Raw genomic sequence first — 19,589 nt, forward strand, 5'->3', positions numbered from 1 at the left:
CGCACGGCATCCGACCTCAAGGCCATGCGCACGTTGTTCGGCCCGCGAGGCTATAATCCCGGTCAGGAGCAAAGATTTTCACTGAGCCCGAAATACCTGCCCCTGTCAGATACTGCTGCCCGGCACTGCTTCCCTCAAGACACCGATCACGCCGTCTCCTCCGCTTCTACCGCTGTCACGGTAGCCCCCGAGCGCCCGGATGAGTGACATGGCATTCTCAAACGCTCGTTCGAGCCGCGTCTCGTGGGTCAGAAGGCCATCGAAATAGCTCGCCTGAGCAGCAATCTTGATGTCCATGACATCGGCGCCGACATTGCGACGATTGACCGGATAGGCGCCAGGTGATCCGCGGCGACAAATCCAGAGGCCGACCATCATGGCGGCATAGCGAAATGCCAGACTATCGATGAAGCCAGCCATATCGCGGGGATCGGCACTTTTGTCGGGCGTCCGCCCCCGGATCATCCCTGCCGCAATGCTGCCAGCCATCTCGTAGGTGCGTTTCTGGATAGCCGGGGACATGAGTGTCGGCACGACAGCCAAGGCCTTCAGCTCCGTGACTTCCGCCGCTGAAAGCGTTTCATCTTCCTTTTCAAAACGTCGGTAAACCTTGAGCCCCTCTTCGACCAGATTGTCAATGTGAGCTTGGGCATAGGCCTCATGCCCGGCAAAGCACTCCACCATTTCCTCGCTCTCCGGGGCATTGATCACGGTATCGCAATATGCCGGAAAATCTCTCGTCTGCGCTTTGTCGATCATAGCTTCGACAATGGACACACAATCGGCAGGGCGATCAAACTGATCTGAGGTTTCCCGTAACACGATGATCTGCTCAGGATAACGGCAGGCGATCTGAAGGGCATGCCGGGCGGTTGCCATCGCCTTCTTGCGATGCCACTCGATCAGAACAGTGTCCGGCAAAACCGCATAATTTCGACGCGATGCAGACAGGTAGGCCTCCATCCCGCCACGCTGCGCAAAATTATTGTCGACGACCTTATAGCAGGCGTCCGGAATAATCGGCATTGGCAAGCCCCGAAATGGAATGCGGGTATGAGTTGGAACGATCCAAAAATCGATCCACCTCATATCCCTGCAATCAGCCCACGATCTCACCGATCTTGCTGAGCCGCGTTCTGGAAAGGGCTTCAGTCAATCGATCAATGGCGCTCCAGGCGGTTTGCCGTGCGGCTTCGATGGCAGCGCGCTGCTGCTGACCTGGTCCGGTGTTTTTCAGGACCACTTCCTGCAATTCGCCGATCGCGGTCTTAGCGGCGGCAAAGCATTGGTTGGTTTCATCCGTGGCGACGACATATTGCCCGATGCTATCCAGAAAATTGCATGCGTTCCGGCATTTCATCCCGACATCGAGAAAATCTACCTTGGTGAGGCAGGTTTTAGCCGTCTTGATGAAATCGTCGACAGTTTCAGACATAAGCAGCACGGGCTTCTCCGCTTTTCCAGCCATTAAAAATGGCAACTATCCTATTATAAAAGAAGCAGATCCCGTCCATTCAAATCTGGTGCCCCGGATTAGGAAATACTCGGTCCTTGGCGGCGAGGTTTGGCGCGCGCGTGGTGACCTTTCCCAAATGCTAGCGCAAACGTCAGATTCGGGTAACAAGCAGCCGTTGAAGGGCCAAACATGGAATGGCTTAATCTGGTCGGTACGAGCCTGAAACTCTTGATATTTCAGTGGCGGGCTGAAGTTGCTCCCCGCTTGCATCCCATTCATCTGCAGCGGATCGTCAAGCCCAGCGCAGGCTCACGAGACGTGGTGCGGTTCGCGCGCTACGCCGCCTGTTCTCGGTTGCCGAAATTAACCTTCAAGGTGTATGTGTGGAAATGGGATCGGGGTTCGAACTTTCGCTGCGGTCGAGATCAGGTTGCTGGAGTAGTTCGCCTCGTTGATGTTGTCCTCACTTCCTTCAAGGCGTGAACCAATGGCTGAGACACGACTTCACCCCGAGACGGGAAAATTGCTGACCCGGGGCGAGCGGCCTCAACTCGTGACGTTTGGCTCGTTCTCGCGGACGGTCATGGTTCCTGGTTGGTATCCTGAAGATGACAGCGATTCCGTCCATTCAGGCGAAGATCTGAAGATCTCCGATGCCGCATTCCAGGAACTGAAGGCTGCTTATGCGGCGCATGTCCGCCGGATTCGCAAAGAACGGCTTAAGCTTACGCAGGAGGAGGCGGGAAGGCTGATCGGCGGCGGACGACGGGCCTTTCAGAAGTATGAGAGCGGTGCGACACCGCCAAGCGAGGCTGCGATCGGCCTCATAGAAATGCTGGATCGGCATCCCGAGGACGTTGAATTTCTGCGATCCATCCGATCGGCTGCGGGCTCTGTCTGATCTGGGCGGTTACAGGCCGATCGACCGCTGCGACCACCAGCGGATTCCCCGTTGACCCGGCCGCCAGCGGCTGACCAATCTCCTTGAGATGACCATGGAACTCTCCCTCCGCGACGCCAGGCGGGTTGTCCTCGCCGCCCAGGGGTTCGCGGCGCGCCGTGTTGCCCAGCCTGCGGAAGGGCGATTGGTTCGCCTGCTGGACAGGCTCTCCCTCTTCCAGATCGATAGCGTGAACGTGCTGACGCGGGCGCACTATCTCCCGGCCTTCTCGCGTCTTGGCGGCTATAGCCGGGCGGAACTGGAAGAGGCGGCGTGGGGCGGGCGGCATCAGCGACGGATGTTCGAGTATTGGGCACACGAGGCCTCGCTCTTGCCGCTGAGCCTCCATCCGCTGTTCCGCTGGCGCATGGAGCGGGCCGAACGCGGCGAGATCGGCTATCAGGCTCTGCGGCGCTTCGCGGCAGAGCAGCGGCCGCAGGCCCAACTTGTGCTGGACAGGATCCGATCGGAGGGCGCGCTTACCGCCGCAGACTTTGAGAATGGCGCAAGCAAAAGCGGGTGGTGGGAATGGAGCCACACCAAACACGCACTCGAATGGCTGTTCTGGTCCGGGCAGATCACCACCGCAACGCGGCGCGGAAGCTTTGCACGCGTGTATGATCTTCCCGAGCGGGTCCTCCCGACACGAATCCTCGATCTTCCGACGCCCGATCCCGCGTCTGCACAGCTAGAGCTCATTGCTCGCAGCGCGCTGGCATTGGGGGTGGCGACCGCATCAGACCTGCGAGACTATTTCCGGCTCAAACCCGAAGAGGCCGACCATGCCATCGCTGCGCAGGTCGATGCCGGAGTCCTGGTTCCCGTGCGCGTGCAGGGCTGGAGCCAGAAAGCCTGGATGCATCGCGACGCGCCCCGGCCCAGGCCGGTTACCGGATCTGCCCTACTTGCTCCGTTCGATCCGCTCATCTGGGAGCGCGGCCGCGCGGAGCGGTTGTTCGGGTTTCGCTATCGGATCGAGATCTACGTCCCTCAGGACAAACGGATCCACGGCTACTACGTCCTGCCCTTCCTCATGGATGAGGGGCTGGTCGCGCGCGTCGACCTCAAGGCAGACCGGGCAGCGGGCGTGCTTCGGGTCCCTCGCATAACCCTTGAACCCGGTGCACCTCCCGAGACGATGGAGCGGCTGACTGCCGAGCTCAATCGGATGGCGCAATGGCTCAACCTTGCAGAGGTGCGCTTTTCCGAAGCTGCATGATTATGGGGCGTGAAGTCTGGACATGTGCCGGCGGCGAGCCACTGGCGCGTCATGAGTGTGTTGCGGGCTATGTCACCCTGAGGAATTGGCGCTCCGCTCCAGCATGGTCGCATTAGGGGCAAAGCTCGAATTTCTATGGCCTTGAAGCAAGTTGTTACCCCGCCCGAGTTGATTGACCTCCTACCACAAACTGTAAGCGCCAGTAGCAAGCGGGGCGCAAAGCCCAAGCCGATTGTCGAGTTTCCCGAGCCGCACCAGACGGTTTGGGAAGATGTGCACGTCTTCCACGAAGCCCTGCTCCTGCACGCAACGCGCCACGGCGATTCGATCTGCTATCTGCACAGGTGCCTTGTGCATCACGGTGACCGCGTAGAACGATCCACCCTGCTGCAATGGGCGGCAGGCAAGAAGACGCCGACGACAGTGAAGAGCCTTGGGATACTGTCCAGGATCGAGGGGCGATACGGCCTGCCGAATGGCTATTTCAAAGCCAAGCTTCCCACGATCAGCCGCGCGCCAAGCGGGCATCGCAAGCTGCAGGGACTGACGCCCTCTGAGCAGCGCAGGTTCGCCTGGCATCTGCCCGACGATTTTGACCGGCGCCCGGCAAGGGAACGTGCCGAGATCCTCGAGTGGGTCCGCACCGTCGTGATCTCCGGGGCCACCGATTATCGGCGGTATCAGGCCGAGGCCTCGAAGCATCGCTACGCCATTCGGTTTCCCGGGATCACCGGGAGGAAACCGGGTGTTCACAGGTCTCTGGAACCTGAGGACGGGTGGTTTCGCGATCAGGTCGAATGCGAGCTGGAAACCGCGAGCGCCGATGCACCGCGCGCGCTTGCCGAGGAAATGGCCCAGCTCATTCGGTTCAAGACGGCGACACTGACGGATATCGGCTTTCAGCGCAGCGGCGTCTGGAACGGCAGCACGGCTTTCCAGAAGGTCGAGCATTTGGGGCTCTTGTTTGGCGCGCTCGCGGCAGGGAAGGGCGGCCCGGTGCGAGGCCATGGAGTGCCGCCAGATCGCCTCGCGATGGGACTGCTCGTCTTCCCCGCAATCTGGGATTGGTACATCCAGTGGCGCGAGGCGAAACGGGGCTTCTTCACGGTGTGGGAAGTGAATATGCTCCAGCTTGCCTTGTCGCTGACGCGGGCGGAGACGGGTTGGCTGCGCCAGTCACCAGCACTCGCGGGGCGCTTGCAGCCAATCCACGGACTGGTCTCTCAGGCGGATATCGAGGCGGTCCGGGCCGATTGGCAGGGGGCGTGCGATCGCTTCTACAAGCACGGGCTGGCGCGGTCCAAGGAGGTCCAGCGCGTAGCCCGGGTCCATCGCGACCCGTTCGAGCCCATCATGCCGATCCTTGAGGCGGATAGCCCGGTTGGAGAATATCGCCGCATCACTGAGGAAATCATCCGCCTGATGCCCGATCCCAGGCGCTACCCTCGCCAGGCCGCGGAAGCAGTGCGTTCATTTCTGATGCTGAGGCTTGGGCTCCACCTCGGGCTTCGCCAGAAGAATCTGCGGGAACTGCTGGTTTGCCCGCCTGGGCGAACGCCGACGGCCGACAGGGCTCTTGAATTCGCCAAACGCGGCGAACTGCGTTGGAGCGAGCGTGACGGCGGCTGGGAAGTGCTCGTGCCGGCGTCCGCCTTCAAGAACGCCAACTCTTCGTTCTTCGGAAACCGGCCCTTTCGGCTCGTCCTTCCCGATCTGGGCGGGCTCTATGGGCACATCGATGCCTACATAGGCCAACACCGCGCGGTTCTCCTGAATGGCGCTGCAGACCCTGGAACTTTCTTCGTCAAGACCATGAAGATTACGAGCCGGAATGCGTCCTACGACATGAACACCTTCTACGAAGCCTGGCGGCTGACCATCCAGCGATATGGCATTCGCAATCCCTACACGGGGCGGGGGGCGATCGAGGGATTGTTGCCGCATGGGCCGCACAATGTGCGCGATGTCCTGGCAACGCATATTCTCAAGCAGACCGGCTCCTACGAGCAGGCGAGTTATGCCATCCAGGATACGCCGGAAACTGTCGCGCAGCACTATGGCCGCTTCCTTCCACAGGATAAGGCGGCATTGGCGGCTCAGATTCTGAACCGCGTATGGGAGGCTGCCTGATGGTGGCGTTACCCGTTCAGCACCAGATGATCCCTAAGCATGGCCCCTAAAAATTGTATCTTATTTAGGTTTATGCCATTATTCCTTCATTGGATCGCGTTCTAAGGTCGGTATGGGAAGGCTTAGTGCATAGAAACCACCTTGCAGGGGCGCTACGCGAGCGGCTGGTTCGCTATCCTGCCCCCTTTGACAATCACTACGGCGTCATCCCGCTGCCGCCGCCTGAAGATGGACTGCCGATACAGGCCGTTCAGCTCGCGCACGACCGTGCACTCTCCATGCTCGGTCGCGTCCAGACGCTCGCCGAACGCGCGCCCGATCCTTACGTCATCAGTCGAACGCTCAGCCGGCGTGAAGCCGTTGACAGCTCCGCCATGGAGGGAACGCATTCGACCCTCAACGAACTGCTGACGGTTGAAGAAGACGATGACAATGCCCGCGATGCGGCCCGTCAGGTTCGTGACTACGCCCTGACACTCGATCGCCTGCTACCTCGCGCCACGAACGACGGCGTCGATATCTTCACGATCGATCTCGTCAAGGAACTGCATCGCGAGGCGATGCGCCACGACCCCGACTACCGAGGAGTCCCGGGGGAGCTGAAAGACGTCGTGAACTGGATCGGCGGCACAGGCCATATTTCGACTTCGACCTACAATCCGGCACCCCCGGATTGTGCCGCTGCATGTCTTGAGCAAACCATGGCCTATATGCGCTGCGAAGGCATGCAGGCGGTCTCGCAGAGCCTGATCACACGGATGGCGGTCGCACACGCCCATTTCGAGGCCGTCCATCCCTTCGCCGACGGGAACGGGCGTGTCGGTCGGCTTCTGCTGCCGCTTATGATGGCGGCGGAAGGCCAGGTGCCCCTCTATCTCGCACCGTTCATCGCGGCCAACCGCGCAGGCTATTATGAGGGGCTGAAAGCTGCCCAGCAGCGGCTCGATTGGGCGCCGCTGATCGGCTATCTCTCGGACGCGATTACCGGCACCGTGGAAGAGCTGTTCGCGACGCGCGACACGCTTGGGCAATTGACCGCCGATTGGCGAGGGCGACGCAAGTTCAGAGCAGGGTCGGCGTCGCTGCGCGCGCTTGATCTCCTCGTCGATTATCCGGTGATCACCTTGACGCGTCTGGCCGGAAAGCTGGGTGTTTCAAAACCGCAGGCCCTTGCGGCCATCAACCAGCTTGTCGAGGCAAACATCCTTGTCGAGCGGACGGGCTATCGTCGCAATCGCGTCTTTGTGGCGGAAGCTGTCTTGGCGGTCGTTAACCGGCCGTTCGGGGACGTTCCTCGGATTTGAGCGAAGGTGGAGTGGGGCCTGAGTTGATCACCAGGCGCATTATCTGCAGCCCTGCAATAGGCGGGTTCTGGGACAAATCCGCCATCCACCGAGGCCAAGCCGAACGGCGGGTTCAACGGAGAGCAGCCGTTCACAGCGTCCCGATTGGAATCGAATTTCGGAAAAGAACCGCCCATTATCTCCGTCCTATGAGCGCTTCGGATGCCTTAGTGATGGTGAAAACTCCATCAGACCTAAGGAAGGCGCTTTCAACGGCAGCCGCCAGCTTCTCCATGACGCCCGGCTTGTCAGCGATTGGATAGCCCAGCAGATCGACGGGATCAGTCACGCGAAGCTCGTCGTCGTACCTGCGGGTAACGTGACGAAGATGCTTTACAGCGCTTCGCAATTCACAAACTATGATGGGCTGTCGATGACCTGACCAAGGAAGCTTTCTATCAGTTCCGTTCAGACGATCACCGCTTCGCAATTTGCCACTGCATTCGCGCTTCGGCCCAACGTGGTGAGTTGGTTTCTGGGCGCCGGAGCCTCGGCCGCGTCTGGCATTCCCACGGGATATGCGATGATCCGGGACTTCAAGGCGCTGATATTTTGCCGCGAGAACAACCTTTCACGACGAGAGATTGACACTGCCGATCCGATCTGGACGGACAGAATAGATGCCTTTTTTAGGAAGACGGCGATCCTTCCCCCCGACGGAGATCCCACCGAATATGCGAAGGCCTTCGAAGCGGTTTACCCAGAGGCCCGGCTGCGGCGGCAATATATCGACGACGCGATTTCCAAGGGTACTCCCTGTTTTGGGCAAAAGGCCCTGGCGGCTTTCATCGCGGCGGGCATGGTCGACTGCGTCTTCACGACGAACTTTGACCCTCTGATCGAGGAGGCCACCGTCACTGCGAATGCGCTCCTGCCGGTCGCACAGCAGGTGAGGCCGACAGTCGCAGCAATCGATTCCGCGGACCGGGCTATGCGATGCCTGAACGAGTCAGGCTGGCCGTTGGTGGCTAAACTTCACGGCGACTATCAGTCGATCGCGATCAAGAACACCGGGTCAGAACTGAAGACACAGGACGCTCGCATGCGTCACGTCCTAGTCGAAGCCGGCAAGCGCTTCGGCTGCGTCTTCGTTGGCTATAGCGGTCGTGATGCGTCCATCATGGAGGCGCTTAATGACGTGCTCAAAAGCCCGTCGCCATTTCCCAATGGCCTCTATTGGGTAGCGTCGTCCGTCTCTCGCGTCCTGCCTGCCGTCACGGACTTTCTGGCCCGAGCTAGGGATGCCGGCGTAGACGTGGCAGTCGTTGAATGCGCGACCTTCGATGAACTGGCCGCCGACCTCGTCAGGATCGGCGATCTCCCGCCCGCGCTTTATGATTGGGTAATGGCCGGACGGCCGGCTCCCCGACTGATCCCGGTGCAGCTTCCGACCCTCGATGCGCGGAAGTTTCCGGTTTTGCGCTATTCCGCCCTGCTGGTGGAAGAGATGCCACAGATGGCCAGGCGGATGACGCTCGCGACTGTGGCATCGACGCCCGAGATACGGGCCCTGCTGAAGGAGAAGAAATGCCCCGCAACAGTCGCCGCCCTCGGCCGGGAGTTGGCTGTGTTCGGCAACGACCAACAGGTGCTCGAAGCGCTGGCGCCGCTGGGGCCTAAGCTTGCGGGCACCGTAAAGCTCGATCCGCTCAGCGACAGCTGGGCGCTGGGCCTATTATACGATGCGCTCGTGCGCGCTTTGGCGCGGCGCCGACCCCTCAACACCCGCTACAAGCGCTCAGGCCATTCCATCGTGGTGGCCGCACGGCGCGATGGCGGCGACCCGGAATGGCTCCGCCGCAGTCAGCAGACTTTGCGAACGCTGCGCGAGGCCTATGGAAGCGCGCTGACCGGCAAGGTCCCGAAGCTGGGGTACGCTTATCAGGAAGGCATCTTCCTGAAGCTTGAGCAGATCGACGGTCGGTGGTGGTGTGGCTTCGAACCCTACACTTTCGTCGACATCCCGAAGCCTGAGGTGGGGGAGGAATTGAACGAGCGGGAATTCGCTGCTGCCGACCCTATCGGTGGCTCCACCCATCGTGGCGGCGACCCCGCAGGCGATTGGCGGCGCGAGCAGTGGGCGCCCCGCTTCAACAAAAGCTGGGCCGGGATCATCGACGCCTGGTCCCAACTTCTGACACATCGACGTGGTCCAGCCTCGGCATTCGGGCTGGACGAAGGGACGGGTATCGACGCCCGTTTCTCCCTTTCGACGTTCACCGGCTGGAGTAGACCCGGTCACCATCACGCCTATTTCGATCGGAGCAGATGATGGCCAATCCTGCTCTCGTTGCAAAGCTCCCCCCGTTCACGTTGCTCGATGAGGCGGACCTGGCCTTCTCGCCGTCAGATACGACGCATGTCGACGTCCATCCCCTGCGGGGATTGCTGAACTACGGTCCCTATTCGAAAGGATCGTTCGGCGGGTACACGCCAAAGGTTCGGATCGCGACGGTCGGACCGGAAAGCGCCTTCAGGCTCCGCGGCGAGTTGATGATGTCGCTGCGTAACGCGCACCGCCCCAACGATCGGACGGAATATGTCCCGGAATACCCCGGGTTCGAGCGGCTTTTCCACGTGGCGCTGGAATCGGCACCGGCCGAAGCGCATGTGAAGTGGCCGGATCGGCTTGATTCCCTGCCCGGCGATGGAACGCTGCAAGAGAAGCTTTTCCAATCAATGGAGGCCGCCCTCCGGCGACTGGACATGGTGCGGGACACGTTCGACGTTGTTCTTGTTCACTTTCCGGACGCATGGAATGGAGCGACACGGGGTAAGTTCTTCGACGCGCACGATGCGCTGAAGGCGCTGGGCGCCAAGCACAACATCCCCACGCAGGTGCTCAACGATCGTGCATTCACCTTCACCTACAAGGCGTCTCTTGCCTGGCGGCTGGCGACGGCTTTGTACGTCAAGGCCGGCGGCACGCCATGGAAGCTGGCACCGTTGCAGGGTGTGCCGGCCGACACGGCCTATATCGGCCTGGCCTATGCCCTACGCGGCGACCAGCGCGACGCCCATTATGTAACCTGCTGTTCGCAGGTGTTCGACATGGACGGCGGGGGCATGCAGTTCGTTGCGTTCGAAGCGCGCGATCCTGTGACCGACCTTGCCGAAGCACGGCGGAACCCGTTTCTCAGCCGGGATGACATGCGGGCCGTATTGGCGCGAAGCCTCGCGCTCTATCAAGGGCGCAACGGTGGAAACCTGCCGAAGCGTATGGTCATCCACAAGACCACGGCCTTCAAGGAAGGTGAGCTGGCTGGCGCTTTCGACGCCCTGTCCGGCGTAAGCGAGGTCGAGTGCGTCGAGATCGGAACCTCGGCGAGCTGGCGCGGCGTGTGGTTGATCAAGTCCGGCAGGCCCAAGCCGCCGAGCTGGCCGTCTGGCTATCCCGTTCCGAGGGGCGTCATGGTTCCCCGATCCGGTGTGTCCGCGCTGGTCTGGGTTGCCGGCAACGCGCCCGAAGTATCGACCAAGGGTGATTATTATCAGGGCAAGAAAAGCATCCCCAAGCCGCTCCAGCTGATCCGGCATGCTGGCAGAGGGCCACTCGAGATTACCGCCCGAGAGGCGCTCGCCCTCACGAAAATGGATTGGAACAACGACGCGCTTTACGATGCGGTCCCGGTGAGCATCCGGTACTCGCAGCGCCTGGCGAGGACGATCGCAAATGTTCCGGACCTGCCGCGTAACGTCTACCCATATCGTCTGTTCATGTAGCGGCTTCACCGCTTGCCGAACCCGGTCCTGCGGCATGCGGAAGGGACCGGTAAACAAGCGGCGGCACCAAGATCTTGGGGTGCTCGCGGCCCATCATCACCCATCGACGTCAAGCCATGGCGGTGGCCGGAAAACGGGCACCCCCATTTTCTCAAGCGCGGCGTAGGTGAAAACGAGATTGATCCCCCGCCCTCGTCCCGCATCGGTGAGTCCGAGCAGCGCAAAGAATGCATCGCGAAGCGCGGAGTCTTTCTTGCGGCGTTTTGTGGTCGCGCCACGGGCAAAGCGCATCGCGCAACCGGCCAAGAGGTCTGCAGCCTGAAGGCAGATCTCGCTCTTGCTGGCGGCGAAGCGGAGATCCGCCACACCAGATAAATCATAGTTGGCGAATAACGCCTGCGGCGCATTTCCCTGCTGTGCGAGGTCGTCCACCAATGCTTTGTTCGACTCGAGGACGGCGCCATATTGCAGCTGTTCGTCATGCACGAGGGTAATGCCGCCGACACCCTCAGGTCGCGACAGGTTGATGCGTGCGTAGATGTTGGTGAGGCATGTGAGGTTCGGCAGCATCCAAACCATACGGTCGGTCTCGGTCCGATCGGGGAGGGGCAGGAAACTCTCCAGCGGGGTCTCGCCCAGATCGAGGCGGTCGCGTGCCTCCATCGTGAGGAATTGTGCGACGCGGGCGACGTCTTCGTCAGACTCGTCGAGCCAAGCCCACAGCACCTGCAGGAGGCCGCGAAGAGCCTCGACTGAGGGATCACGACAGACGGCTATGTAGTCGAGCAGAATTCGATCTGACGACTGATCGGTCAGGAACTCAGCCACGGCGTTGCGCTCGGGCATGGGGACGCGATCGACCCCGAGCCCGCCACAGAGGAGGTGGTTGACGATATGGATCGCGATGAAGAACCGCTTGTCGACCAATTCGATGAAGATCGGGCTGTCGCGGGCCTCAAGATAGGCAACAAGGTCGGCAACGAAATGCGGCAGGCGCGCCATGTCGGACTTGAGTTCACCCGGTCCGCATCGATGTATAATACGTAGGCGCTCCATCTCTTCGGCTAGCGCTTTCTCGTCCGCCACGCCGATGCACGCCAGTGCGAACACTGGCTGATTGGCGAAATCGAGCGCTTTGACTGAGGCCAGATCGCCACTGTGGCCGCTCTCGTCGATGAAATAGGTTAAGGGTTCCATCGCGGTCACCGGTCAGTAGTAACGGTCATAGTCGCCGCCGAACCCGCCGAGGGCAGCGAGCTCCGCCAGAACGGTGATGGTCAATTCTAGCAGGCGGCGCATCCGGGTGGGGTCATCCCACTGATCGTGGCCATGCTTGCCACCATGGAAGAGGTTGTTCCGCACGGTCTTGGCATAGGCAACCACCTTGTCGAGGTCGACGGTCTTCGGCGGGAATGGCAGATCCTCGAAGCCGTGTTCCGGGTCGCCGACGACCTGGCGCCGGGGCTTTTCGGTGAGGAGCGCCGCCGCAGCGGGAGATACGGCGTAAGCGGCACGATGGGCTTTGACGAACTTGTCCCAATCCGGTTCGGCCCGCGCGCCGATCGTCCTGTTCTTGAGGAAGCGTTGTTCCTTAAGCGCAAACTCGAAGCGGGAGAACCAGTTGAAAAAGTCAAAGGCCAGATTCCGCAGGTCCTGATTGATATCCTCACGCCGCATTTCCTGGCCGCTCCTGATGATGGACCCGGCCACTTTATGACGTGGCAAAGGTCTATTTGAAGTCTGCTCGAACTTCTCAAAGCGGTTGATATCGGCTTCCCCAAGCCAGACTTCGACTATCAGCCGAGCATGCCAGAGGCTAATGTTCTCCGTATGGCTCTGAGGGCGTGGGACTGAGTGGCAAGGATTCGCAAGGTCGAGATCAGGAACTTTCGGTCAATCACGCTGGACTGGTTGCCGACGGTGTTTCGTGGGACAATCCCGTCATTCCCGTACGGCGGGCTGAACGGCAGGTCCAACGCCAGTACCTGACGCTCGGCGTCTGACCTGGAGGGCCAAGATCGCGACCGTATATGGCCGTTAGGCGAGTGACAGGTCTTGGGTAGCTAACAGGGAAGAGCAGGCTTTCATTCAGATTGCTCAAGAGAAATGCCGCTGCGGATGGGTGCGGATCACACCCTGATCCATTTGAAAGATCGCATCTCGAGGGTTGAAAATCGGGGCATCCGGCCCCAGAACATATGGTGAATACCAGCCGTCAGGGGGACACCATGGGAACGACTGCCAGTTTCACGTCTCGCCGCTACATCGAGGCGCTCGTCGACGAGCTCGACATCAGCGAAACCCGCTATGAGCAGGCGAACGAAAGTTACCATTCCCTCGGCCGGTGGCTAAACCGCCCCGCCTCCACAATCGCTGCCTACTCGCCGGCTGTCTACGTCCAGGGATCATTCGGGCTCGGCACCGTCATCAAGCCGCTCAACCTCCAGGAGGAGTACGACGTCGACGCGGTCTGCGAACTAGAGGGGCTCGGTAAGACGCAGCTGTCGCAGCACCAGCTGAAGTTGATGGTCGGCAAGGAGATCGAGGAGTACCGCCGCTCGAAGGCGATGGTGAAGCCGCTCCGAGAAGGCCGGCGCTGCTGGACGCTGAACTACGCAGACGGCGCCCAATTCCACATGGACGTCGTCCCCGCCTTGCCCAACGGCGCCACGGTCCGCAAAATGCTCGAAGCCCGGAGCATGGACGCCACGTGGGCCTCGACCGCGATCGGTATTACGGACAACGAGCGCTGGAACTACGCCTCGGTGACGGACGACTGGCCCAGGTCTAATCCCAAGGGCTACCTAGAATGGTTCAAGTCGAAGATGATTGTGGTCCTCAACGAACGAAAGCGCGCCCTCGCCAAGTCCATCAACGCCAGCGTGGAGAAAATTCCGGACTACCGCGTTCGCACCCCGCTGCAGTCTTCGATCATGATCCTGAAGCGGCATCGGGACATTATGTTTCAGCACGATCAGACCAACAGCTGCCCGATCTCCATCATCATCACGACGCTCGCGGCCCACGCCTATAACGGCGAGGAGGACGTCGCGGATGCGCTCTTCTCGATCCTCTCGGGGATGGAGCGCCATGTCCTTCGGGACGCAAATGGGCGCGCCTGGATTTCGAACCCGAGCGACCCGCTCGAGAACTTCGCCGACAAGTGGGCCGAACACCCAGAGCGCGAGACTGCGTTCTTCCAGTGGCTCCACCAGGCGCAGACCGACTTCTCGCGGATCGCCCAGCTCAGCACTCAAACGGCGATCACCGAGAAGCTCTCTCCGCACGTCGGGCAGGAATTGGCCAAGCGCGCTGAGAATCGCTCGAGATCAGGCTCGGGCTCGCTTCTTCGAGGCGCCACGGCCGCCGCGGCGTCCTCATCGTCGCCGTCCTTCGGGTCGGTGCCGCGGATCCCCAGCAAGCCCCAGGGCTTCGCGTGATTTGGTGGGCGTCACAGCCCAGTCGAGCCCGTAGCGAACGCGTCGCCATTGCAGACCTTGAGGAGCGGTCCGACTGGCTGAGCGCGGTCAGTTGGCGTTTGACGCCAGAAGCGCGTCTGTGCGCCGACTTCGACATCGCTCGGGCGGACGGGCCGGTCGCGCTGACCCTAACCTTCCCTAGCTTCTTTCCGGACACCCCGCCTCAGATCACTCCGCGCGATGGCGTGAGGCTATCGAACCATCAGTACGGCGCGGGCGGGGAACTGTGCCTCGAATACCGACCCGACAACTGGGATCCGGCCTTCACTGGCGCGATGATGATCGAGAGCGCTCATAGGCTTCTAAGCGGTGAACGGCCCAGTCCCGGCGCAACTGCAACGGTTGACAACGCCCACCGAACCACGGTCGGACAGGATGTGCGCGGATCGTTTAACCGCCTGCTCCTGCCGGGCGATCTGGTCAACGTGATGGGCAGCCTCGCCCTGCATCAACCGGTCGAACTCGAAACCTCGGAGCACTTCAGCGCTGGCCATTGGCTGGCCTTCGTCCGACGGATCGGCACGAAGGAGGAGCCGATCTGGAACTGGGACACGAAGTTCGCGGGTCTTCGTAAGAGGACCGGCATCGCTGTGAAGATCATACCGAGCGTCCGAAACGGCGTCGTCGCCACCTATGACTTCTTCAAAACGGTCGTGAGCACGCTCAAGCGTCCGGACCTCGAGTCTCTAGTCGCTTCCTCCCAGGAGGAGTTCGCCATGCTGATCGAGTGCGACACCCAGATTTCGATGATGTCTCTGTCAAGCGGGAGCGGCAACCGCGCTGTCTTCGACTACAGGACGGTAGTGCTCCCGAAGGACGCACCCCGCATCCCAGCAGAATACGAACGTCTCGACCGGGCGACCGTCGCAATCGTGGGATGCGGATCGGTCGGTTCCAAGATCGCTGCGACCCTGGCTCGATCGGGCATCGGTCGCTTCGTGCTGGTGGATGGGGATGTGCTGCTCCCTGGCAATCTTGTGCGCAACGATCTGGACTGGCGGTCCGTGGGGCTGAACAAGCCGAACGCGGTCTCCGAGCGCATCAAGACAATTAATCCTTCTGCGGCGGTCACGGTGCATCGCATCCTGCTCGGTGGCCAGGAGAGCTCGGCCTCGACCGATGCCGCGCTTGAAGCGATAGGTCGTAGCGATCTGATCGTGGATGCGACGGCCGATGCCCAGGTGTTCAACCTATGCGCCGCGGTGGCCCGGAACGAGCGGAAGGTCATGGTCTGGGGCGAAGTGTTCGCAGGCGGCGTCGGTGGGCTCGTCGCCAGGCTCCGGCCCGACCAAGAGCCCGTACCCCACGCGGCGAGACGCCAGATCCTTGCTTGGTGCGACGACCATGGGATCGACGTGCCGCAGGGCGCGTCTGACCAATACGGCCTCCAGCTTTACGAGGACCTGCCGCCCCTGATCGCTGACGATGCCGAGGTCTCGTTGATCGCGGGCCACATGTCCAGGCTAGCAATCGATGCGCTGGTCAGAGACGCTTCGATCTTCCCCCATGCCGCCTACGCGATTGGGCTGAAGGCCGAATGGATTTTCCAGGCCCCGTTCGACACTTGGCCTATAGATCTCGTGCCACTGGGGGAATGGGGTCCCCAGAAGGACGAGCGGCTTGCCGAAGAGCTCGAGGCCTTCACAAGCGAGTTCTTCCCCGACCTGTCCGAGGGAGACGAGGGTTGAGGCTCGTCCTCCCGAGGGACGTCAGGGTGCGACTGCATAATGCCGTGAAGGCCGCGGGAGCCGTGGAGATAGGCGGCGTCCTCATGGCTGAGCAACTGGCGCCGGGAGAATTCTTGATCGTCGACTTCACCATCGACGCCCAGACCGGAGGCGCCGCCCACTTCGTTCGCTCCGTCGATGACCACAGGATCGCGCTGTCCGACTTCTTCGATCGCACCGGTTCCGACTTCAAGCGCTTCAACTACCTCGGCGAATGGCACTCCCATCCCAATCATCCGCCGGTGCCAAGCTTCGAGGACGTGAGTTCGATGGAGAATCTGGTCGGAGGCGAACGGGACATCCCCTTCGCGATCCTTCTCGTGGTCCGGGTGCACTGGCGATGGCTCAGCCTCAGCGCCACGCTCTTCGAACAGGGTCTCGAACCGAGGCCTGTCACAATCGACATCGGCCCGGCCGCCGGCTAAACTCAGAGCGCGAGAAGACAAGATGTCCAAGACCTCAATTCCGCAGCGAATCCAGTCCGCCATCTGGGCTAGGTCTGGAGGTCGCTGCGAATACCGTGGATGCAACGTCGACCTCGTGGGGGATTTGATCGCAAACAACGACGACGGCCTGTTCGGCTTCATCGCACATATCGTGGCGGACAGCCCGAACGGTCCGAGAGGCGACGCGATACGCTCCCCGCTCCTGGCGGCGGATCTCAACAACCTGATGATCCTCTGTCACCGCCATCACAAGATAGTCGACGTGGACGAGAAGGACGCGCACACCGAGGAGATGCTCCTCGCCATGAAGGAGGAGCACGAGGCCCGCATCGCCACCAACACCGGCATTAGCGCGGAGTATGCATCCCATGTGCTTCGCTTCGGCGCGACGATCGGCTCCAACGAGGCGCTGCTCTCGACTCAGGCCATCTTCGCCGCAATGCCGCCGCTGAGGCATCCGGCCACGCGGACCACCATCGATCTCGAAATGATCAATCAGGCCGTCCGCGACAATGAGGAGGACTACTGGGCGATCCAGAGACGCAACCTCGATCGGCTGTTCGCCGAGAAGGTCCGTGGTCGCATCGAACGGCAGGAGATCAAGCACCTGAGCGTCTTCGCGCTCGCTCCCCAACCGTTGCTGATAGAGCTCGGCCGCCTTCTCTACGACATCGTCCCGACGACGGTCCATCAGCGGCACCGAGAGCCGGAGACCTGGAACTGGCAGCGCGATCGGGATCCACTGGAGTTTGAGGTTTCGCGCCCGCCAGAAGGCGCGAAGGGACCTGTGGCTCTAAAGATCGCGGTAAGCGCCCACGTGAACGATGATCGCATCCACAGGGTGCTCGGCGAGGACACGGCCATATGGTCGATCACGGTGCACGACCCCGGCAATGACGTAGTCCGCCAGCCAGAAGATCTGTCCGCCTATCGCATTACGCTCAGGGCCCTCTACGAGGAGCTCCAGACCCGCTACGGGGAGCAGACCCTGCTCCACCTCTTCCCAGCGATGCCTGCGTCGCTCGCGGTTGAGACCGGACGGGTCTGGATGCCGAAGGTCAACCTCGCGATGCGAATCTACGACCACGTCCGCGACGTCGGTTTTGTCCCCACATTTATAATCGGAGAGTTGTCGAGCAACCTATCCTAGAAGAATGACAGATGCTGGCCGTAGCGACTAGAACAATGCCACTACGATGACGTCGCCACCGCTTGCAAACAGCGTAATCACCTAAATGAACGTCGGCGCTTATGGGTTAGCCCGAGGCGCTCTGTATGGCCAATATTGGGCACATTGCTGAACTTCCGCTTAGCCTTCCGCGATCGACCGCTTTCGGCTAGCAGCGACATTGGGTGCTATCGCCTTGAGCGACCGGGTCTGGTCGTTAGCTGCCACCGTCGCCGAGCCATGAAGCCCGCTGAGCCCGCCTGTAACCAGTTTTTGACGGGAGCTACTCACCGCAGATTTTGAGGAGGTGCAATCGCCGTGTAGAGCCTGTTGGTGTATTGCATGATCCATGATCGTCACTCTTCCTCAGCGGATCACGACTGATCTGCTCGCATTTTGCGAAACTATTTCGGCGGGCCGGCCGGTTTATGTCCGCTCCCGACCGGCCCCCGGGGCCCAACCTTCCGCGTGCTTCGACAATGTCAGCCGCAAGATTGCCAAGTCGGGCGGGCGTGTGGTCTATGGCTGGGCCATCTGGCATATCCCGGAGCTCTACTTCGAAGCCGAGCACCACGCCGTCTGGCAGGGCAGGGACGGCAAGCTTTTCGATGTCAGTCCGCAGTTAGGTCAGGTTCCGAAGATCCTGTTCCTGCCGGATTCATCGGCGGTGTACGATCCGCCCAACTTCCGCTGGAACCGGTTCGCCGCTGATGGCGAAAGCCCGCAGGCATTGGAATTCGTGCGTCTGGCGCGGCGCAGGTTGGAGATCCGCGAACCCTATCACACGCAGGAGTTCATGATCGCCACGCTCTCTGACGCGGATGCGGCGGAGCTCGCGGTGGTCGATGCCGGACTCGCGAGGATCTTGCGCGATCATGGGCGATGACACCGCCATCCGAACGTGCATCAACCGCCTCAGGCTAAGGTAGTTCTATCCCGAACGCGGCCGGGTTGATCGCCCTGAACCCGTCCCGCTTCGTCCACTCGAAATGTCCGCCCAGGCGTTCCACCAGAGCCCCGGCTTCTGCCCGCTCAAGGTTGACGGTCTTTAAGGCTTGCTTCGTAGTACGAAGATAGAGCACCGGTTGTGCGAGAATGTGCCCACTCGCCCGATCGAGCAGATCGGCAAGCATGACCACTTCGATTTCCTCAAGGGGGAGTATCGCGAGATACTCCAGCGCCACCCGCACGGCCGCCGAGCAGATGGCTTCACGATGCAACTCGTGTCGCCGCCCGATCGGAATAGCTTTTACCGAGGCCTTGCCAGACTTGAGCAGGGACACGCTCTGGTCGGGTATGTCTTCCAGATCCAGCCCCTCGACGACCGCGACCACGCGGCCGTCCATGAACAAGGTGTCCAGCCCCTCGACACTGAAGGGAAGGTCATCCAGCGAGGAATGCTGTTCAAGGGCCTCGACCATTGCGTCGGGCTCGAGCGCCATGACGCGCCGCGCGAAGCGGATACTGGCGTTATGGTCCTCCACTTCGCGCTTTCGCGCGACATGCGCCTGATCGTCCGCGGCGCGTGCTGCGGCGACGGCGTCTTCGAGGGCCTGCCTGGCCCTTGCTTCGCGCTTAAGAACCCTGGTCACCCAACCAGGCTGATAATCCGCGGCCTTGCGCCGTGCCGCATCTTCCGTCGCCGAGGTCCGTTCCGGAACCGGAGCCTCGGACTTCGACGCAGTGGACGTCCAGTTCACAAGCGAGGGTGGCTTGCGGTGAGCGCCCGTCAAGGCCTCGATGATCTCGTCAAATTCTCTCGCTGCCTGTGCGGATGCATCGAGCATCGCTTCGCGTTGCACGGCCTTCTGAAAGGCCACCCGACGGCGCTCGGCCTGCTTTGCACTACGATCCATTGCGCGCATCGTGCGAACAACACCGCGCGCGACTTGCCGGCTCGTAACCAAATATACCTCCAATGCGCCGCCAACTTTGCGTTGAACTATACTGCAACCGGG

At 61.2% G+C, this 19,589-nt stretch carries 17 protein-coding genes; 12 read left to right on the forward strand and 5 right to left on the reverse strand.

Annotated features, from left to right (window positions below; genetic code table 11):
• Window positions 1-105 precede the first annotated feature (105 nt).
• On the reverse strand, window positions 106-1,026 hold the full coding sequence (locus FHT19_RS04785; RefSeq protein WP_169474102.1) for a hypothetical protein: 921 nt from the start codon (window positions 1,024-1,026) through the stop codon (window positions 106-108).
• A 73-nt stretch (window positions 1,027-1,099) separates the two neighbouring features.
• On the reverse strand, window positions 1,100-1,468 hold the full coding sequence (locus FHT19_RS04790; protein WP_169474103.1) for a hypothetical protein: 369 nt from the start codon (window positions 1,466-1,468) through the stop codon (window positions 1,100-1,102).
• A 177-nt stretch (window positions 1,469-1,645) separates the two neighbouring features.
• Here FHT19_RS04790 and FHT19_RS04795 point away from each other — a divergent pair, with 177 nt between their 5' ends.
• The 7 genes from FHT19_RS04795 (at window position 1,646) to FHT19_RS04825 (ending at window position 10,811) form a co-directional block, all read left to right on the forward strand.
• Window positions 1,646-1,939 carry a hypothetical protein gene (locus FHT19_RS04795; protein WP_169474104.1) on the forward strand — a complete coding sequence of 98 codons (294 nt, stop codon included), beginning with the start codon at window positions 1,646-1,648 and terminating at the stop codon, window positions 1,937-1,939.
• A gap of 4 nt (window positions 1,940-1,943) precedes the next feature.
• Entirely contained in the window at window positions 1,944-2,357 is a 414-nt protein-coding gene (locus tag FHT19_RS04800; RefSeq protein WP_169474105.1) for a type II TA system antitoxin MqsA family protein, read from the forward strand.
• A gap of 88 nt (window positions 2,358-2,445) precedes the next feature.
• Window positions 2,446-3,615 (forward strand): crosslink repair DNA glycosylase YcaQ family protein, encoded by a 1,170-nt coding sequence (locus FHT19_RS04805; RefSeq protein WP_169474106.1) that lies wholly within the window; start codon window positions 2,446-2,448, stop codon window positions 3,613-3,615.
• 141 nt (window positions 3,616-3,756) lie between these two features.
• Window positions 3,757-5,745, forward strand: a complete 1,989-nt coding sequence (locus FHT19_RS04810; RefSeq protein ID WP_248290270.1) for a hypothetical protein — start codon at window positions 3,757-3,759, stop codon at window positions 5,743-5,745.
• A 125-nt stretch (window positions 5,746-5,870) separates the two neighbouring features.
• Window positions 5,871-7,049 carry a Fic/DOC family N-terminal domain-containing protein gene (locus FHT19_RS04815; RefSeq protein WP_169474108.1) on the forward strand — a complete coding sequence of 393 codons (1,179 nt, stop codon included), beginning with the start codon at window positions 5,871-5,873 and terminating at the stop codon, window positions 7,047-7,049.
• Window positions 7,050-7,551: 502 nt separating this feature from the next.
• Entirely contained in the window at window positions 7,552-9,360 is a 1,809-nt protein-coding gene (locus FHT19_RS04820) for an SIR2 family protein (RefSeq protein ID WP_211184775.1), read from the forward strand.
• Window positions 9,357-10,811, forward strand: a complete 1,455-nt coding sequence (locus FHT19_RS04825; protein ID WP_169474109.1) for a nuclease PIN — start codon at window positions 9,357-9,359, stop codon at window positions 10,809-10,811. The genes FHT19_RS04820 and FHT19_RS04825 overlap by 4 nt, the downstream gene beginning before the upstream one ends.
• 96 nt (window positions 10,812-10,907) lie before the next feature.
• Here FHT19_RS04825 and FHT19_RS04830 read toward each other — a convergent pair whose 3' ends face one another.
• Together FHT19_RS04830 and FHT19_RS04835 are read right to left on the reverse strand one after the other, a co-directional pair.
• A complete protein-coding gene (locus tag FHT19_RS04830) occupies window positions 10,908-12,008 on the reverse strand; it encodes a DUF3800 domain-containing protein (protein WP_248290380.1) in 1,101 nt (366 codons plus the stop codon).
• A gap of 12 nt (window positions 12,009-12,020) precedes the next feature.
• Window positions 12,021-12,521, reverse strand: coding sequence for a hypothetical protein (locus tag FHT19_RS04835; protein ID WP_211184774.1), 501 nt, complete (start codon window positions 12,519-12,521; stop codon window positions 12,021-12,023).
• 518 nt (window positions 12,522-13,039) lie between these two features.
• On the opposite strand from FHT19_RS04835, the gene FHT19_RS04840 reads away from it, so the two are divergent.
• The 5 genes from FHT19_RS04840 to FHT19_RS04860 all read left to right on the forward strand — a co-directional run bounded on the left by FHT19_RS04840 (window position 13,040) and on the right by FHT19_RS04860 (window position 18,517).
• Window positions 13,040-14,251, forward strand: coding sequence for a nucleotidyltransferase (locus FHT19_RS04840; RefSeq protein ID WP_169474111.1), 1,212 nt, complete (start codon window positions 13,040-13,042; stop codon window positions 14,249-14,251).
• 98 nt (window positions 14,252-14,349) lie between these two features.
• Window positions 14,350-15,978: a ThiF family adenylyltransferase gene (locus FHT19_RS04845; protein ID WP_169474112.1), complete on the forward strand. Its 1,629-nt coding sequence runs from the start codon at window positions 14,350-14,352 to the stop codon at window positions 15,976-15,978.
• Window positions 15,979-16,004: 26 nt separating this feature from the next.
• A complete protein-coding gene (locus FHT19_RS04850; protein ID WP_348981760.1) occupies window positions 16,005-16,442 on the forward strand; it encodes a Mov34/MPN/PAD-1 family protein in 438 nt (145 codons plus the stop codon).
• Window positions 16,443-16,464: 22 nt separating this feature from the next.
• Window positions 16,465-17,613, forward strand: coding sequence for an SAVED domain-containing protein (locus FHT19_RS04855; RefSeq protein ID WP_169474114.1), 1,149 nt, complete (start codon window positions 16,465-16,467; stop codon window positions 17,611-17,613).
• A gap of 367 nt (window positions 17,614-17,980) precedes the next feature.
• On the forward strand, window positions 17,981-18,517 hold the full coding sequence (locus tag FHT19_RS04860) for a hypothetical protein (protein WP_169474115.1): 537 nt from the start codon (window positions 17,981-17,983) through the stop codon (window positions 18,515-18,517).
• Window positions 18,518-18,551: 34 nt separating this feature from the next.
• On the opposite strand, the gene FHT19_RS04865 is transcribed toward FHT19_RS04860, so the two are convergent.
• On the reverse strand, window positions 18,552-19,487 hold the full coding sequence (locus FHT19_RS04865) for a hypothetical protein (protein ID WP_169474116.1): 936 nt from the start codon (window positions 19,485-19,487) through the stop codon (window positions 18,552-18,554).
• Window positions 19,488-19,589 lie beyond the last annotated feature (102 nt).

This window comes from Novosphingobium sp. SG919, from assembly GCF_012932495.1.
GTDB lineage: Bacteria > Pseudomonadota > Alphaproteobacteria > Sphingomonadales > Sphingomonadaceae > Novosphingobium > Novosphingobium rhizosphaerae.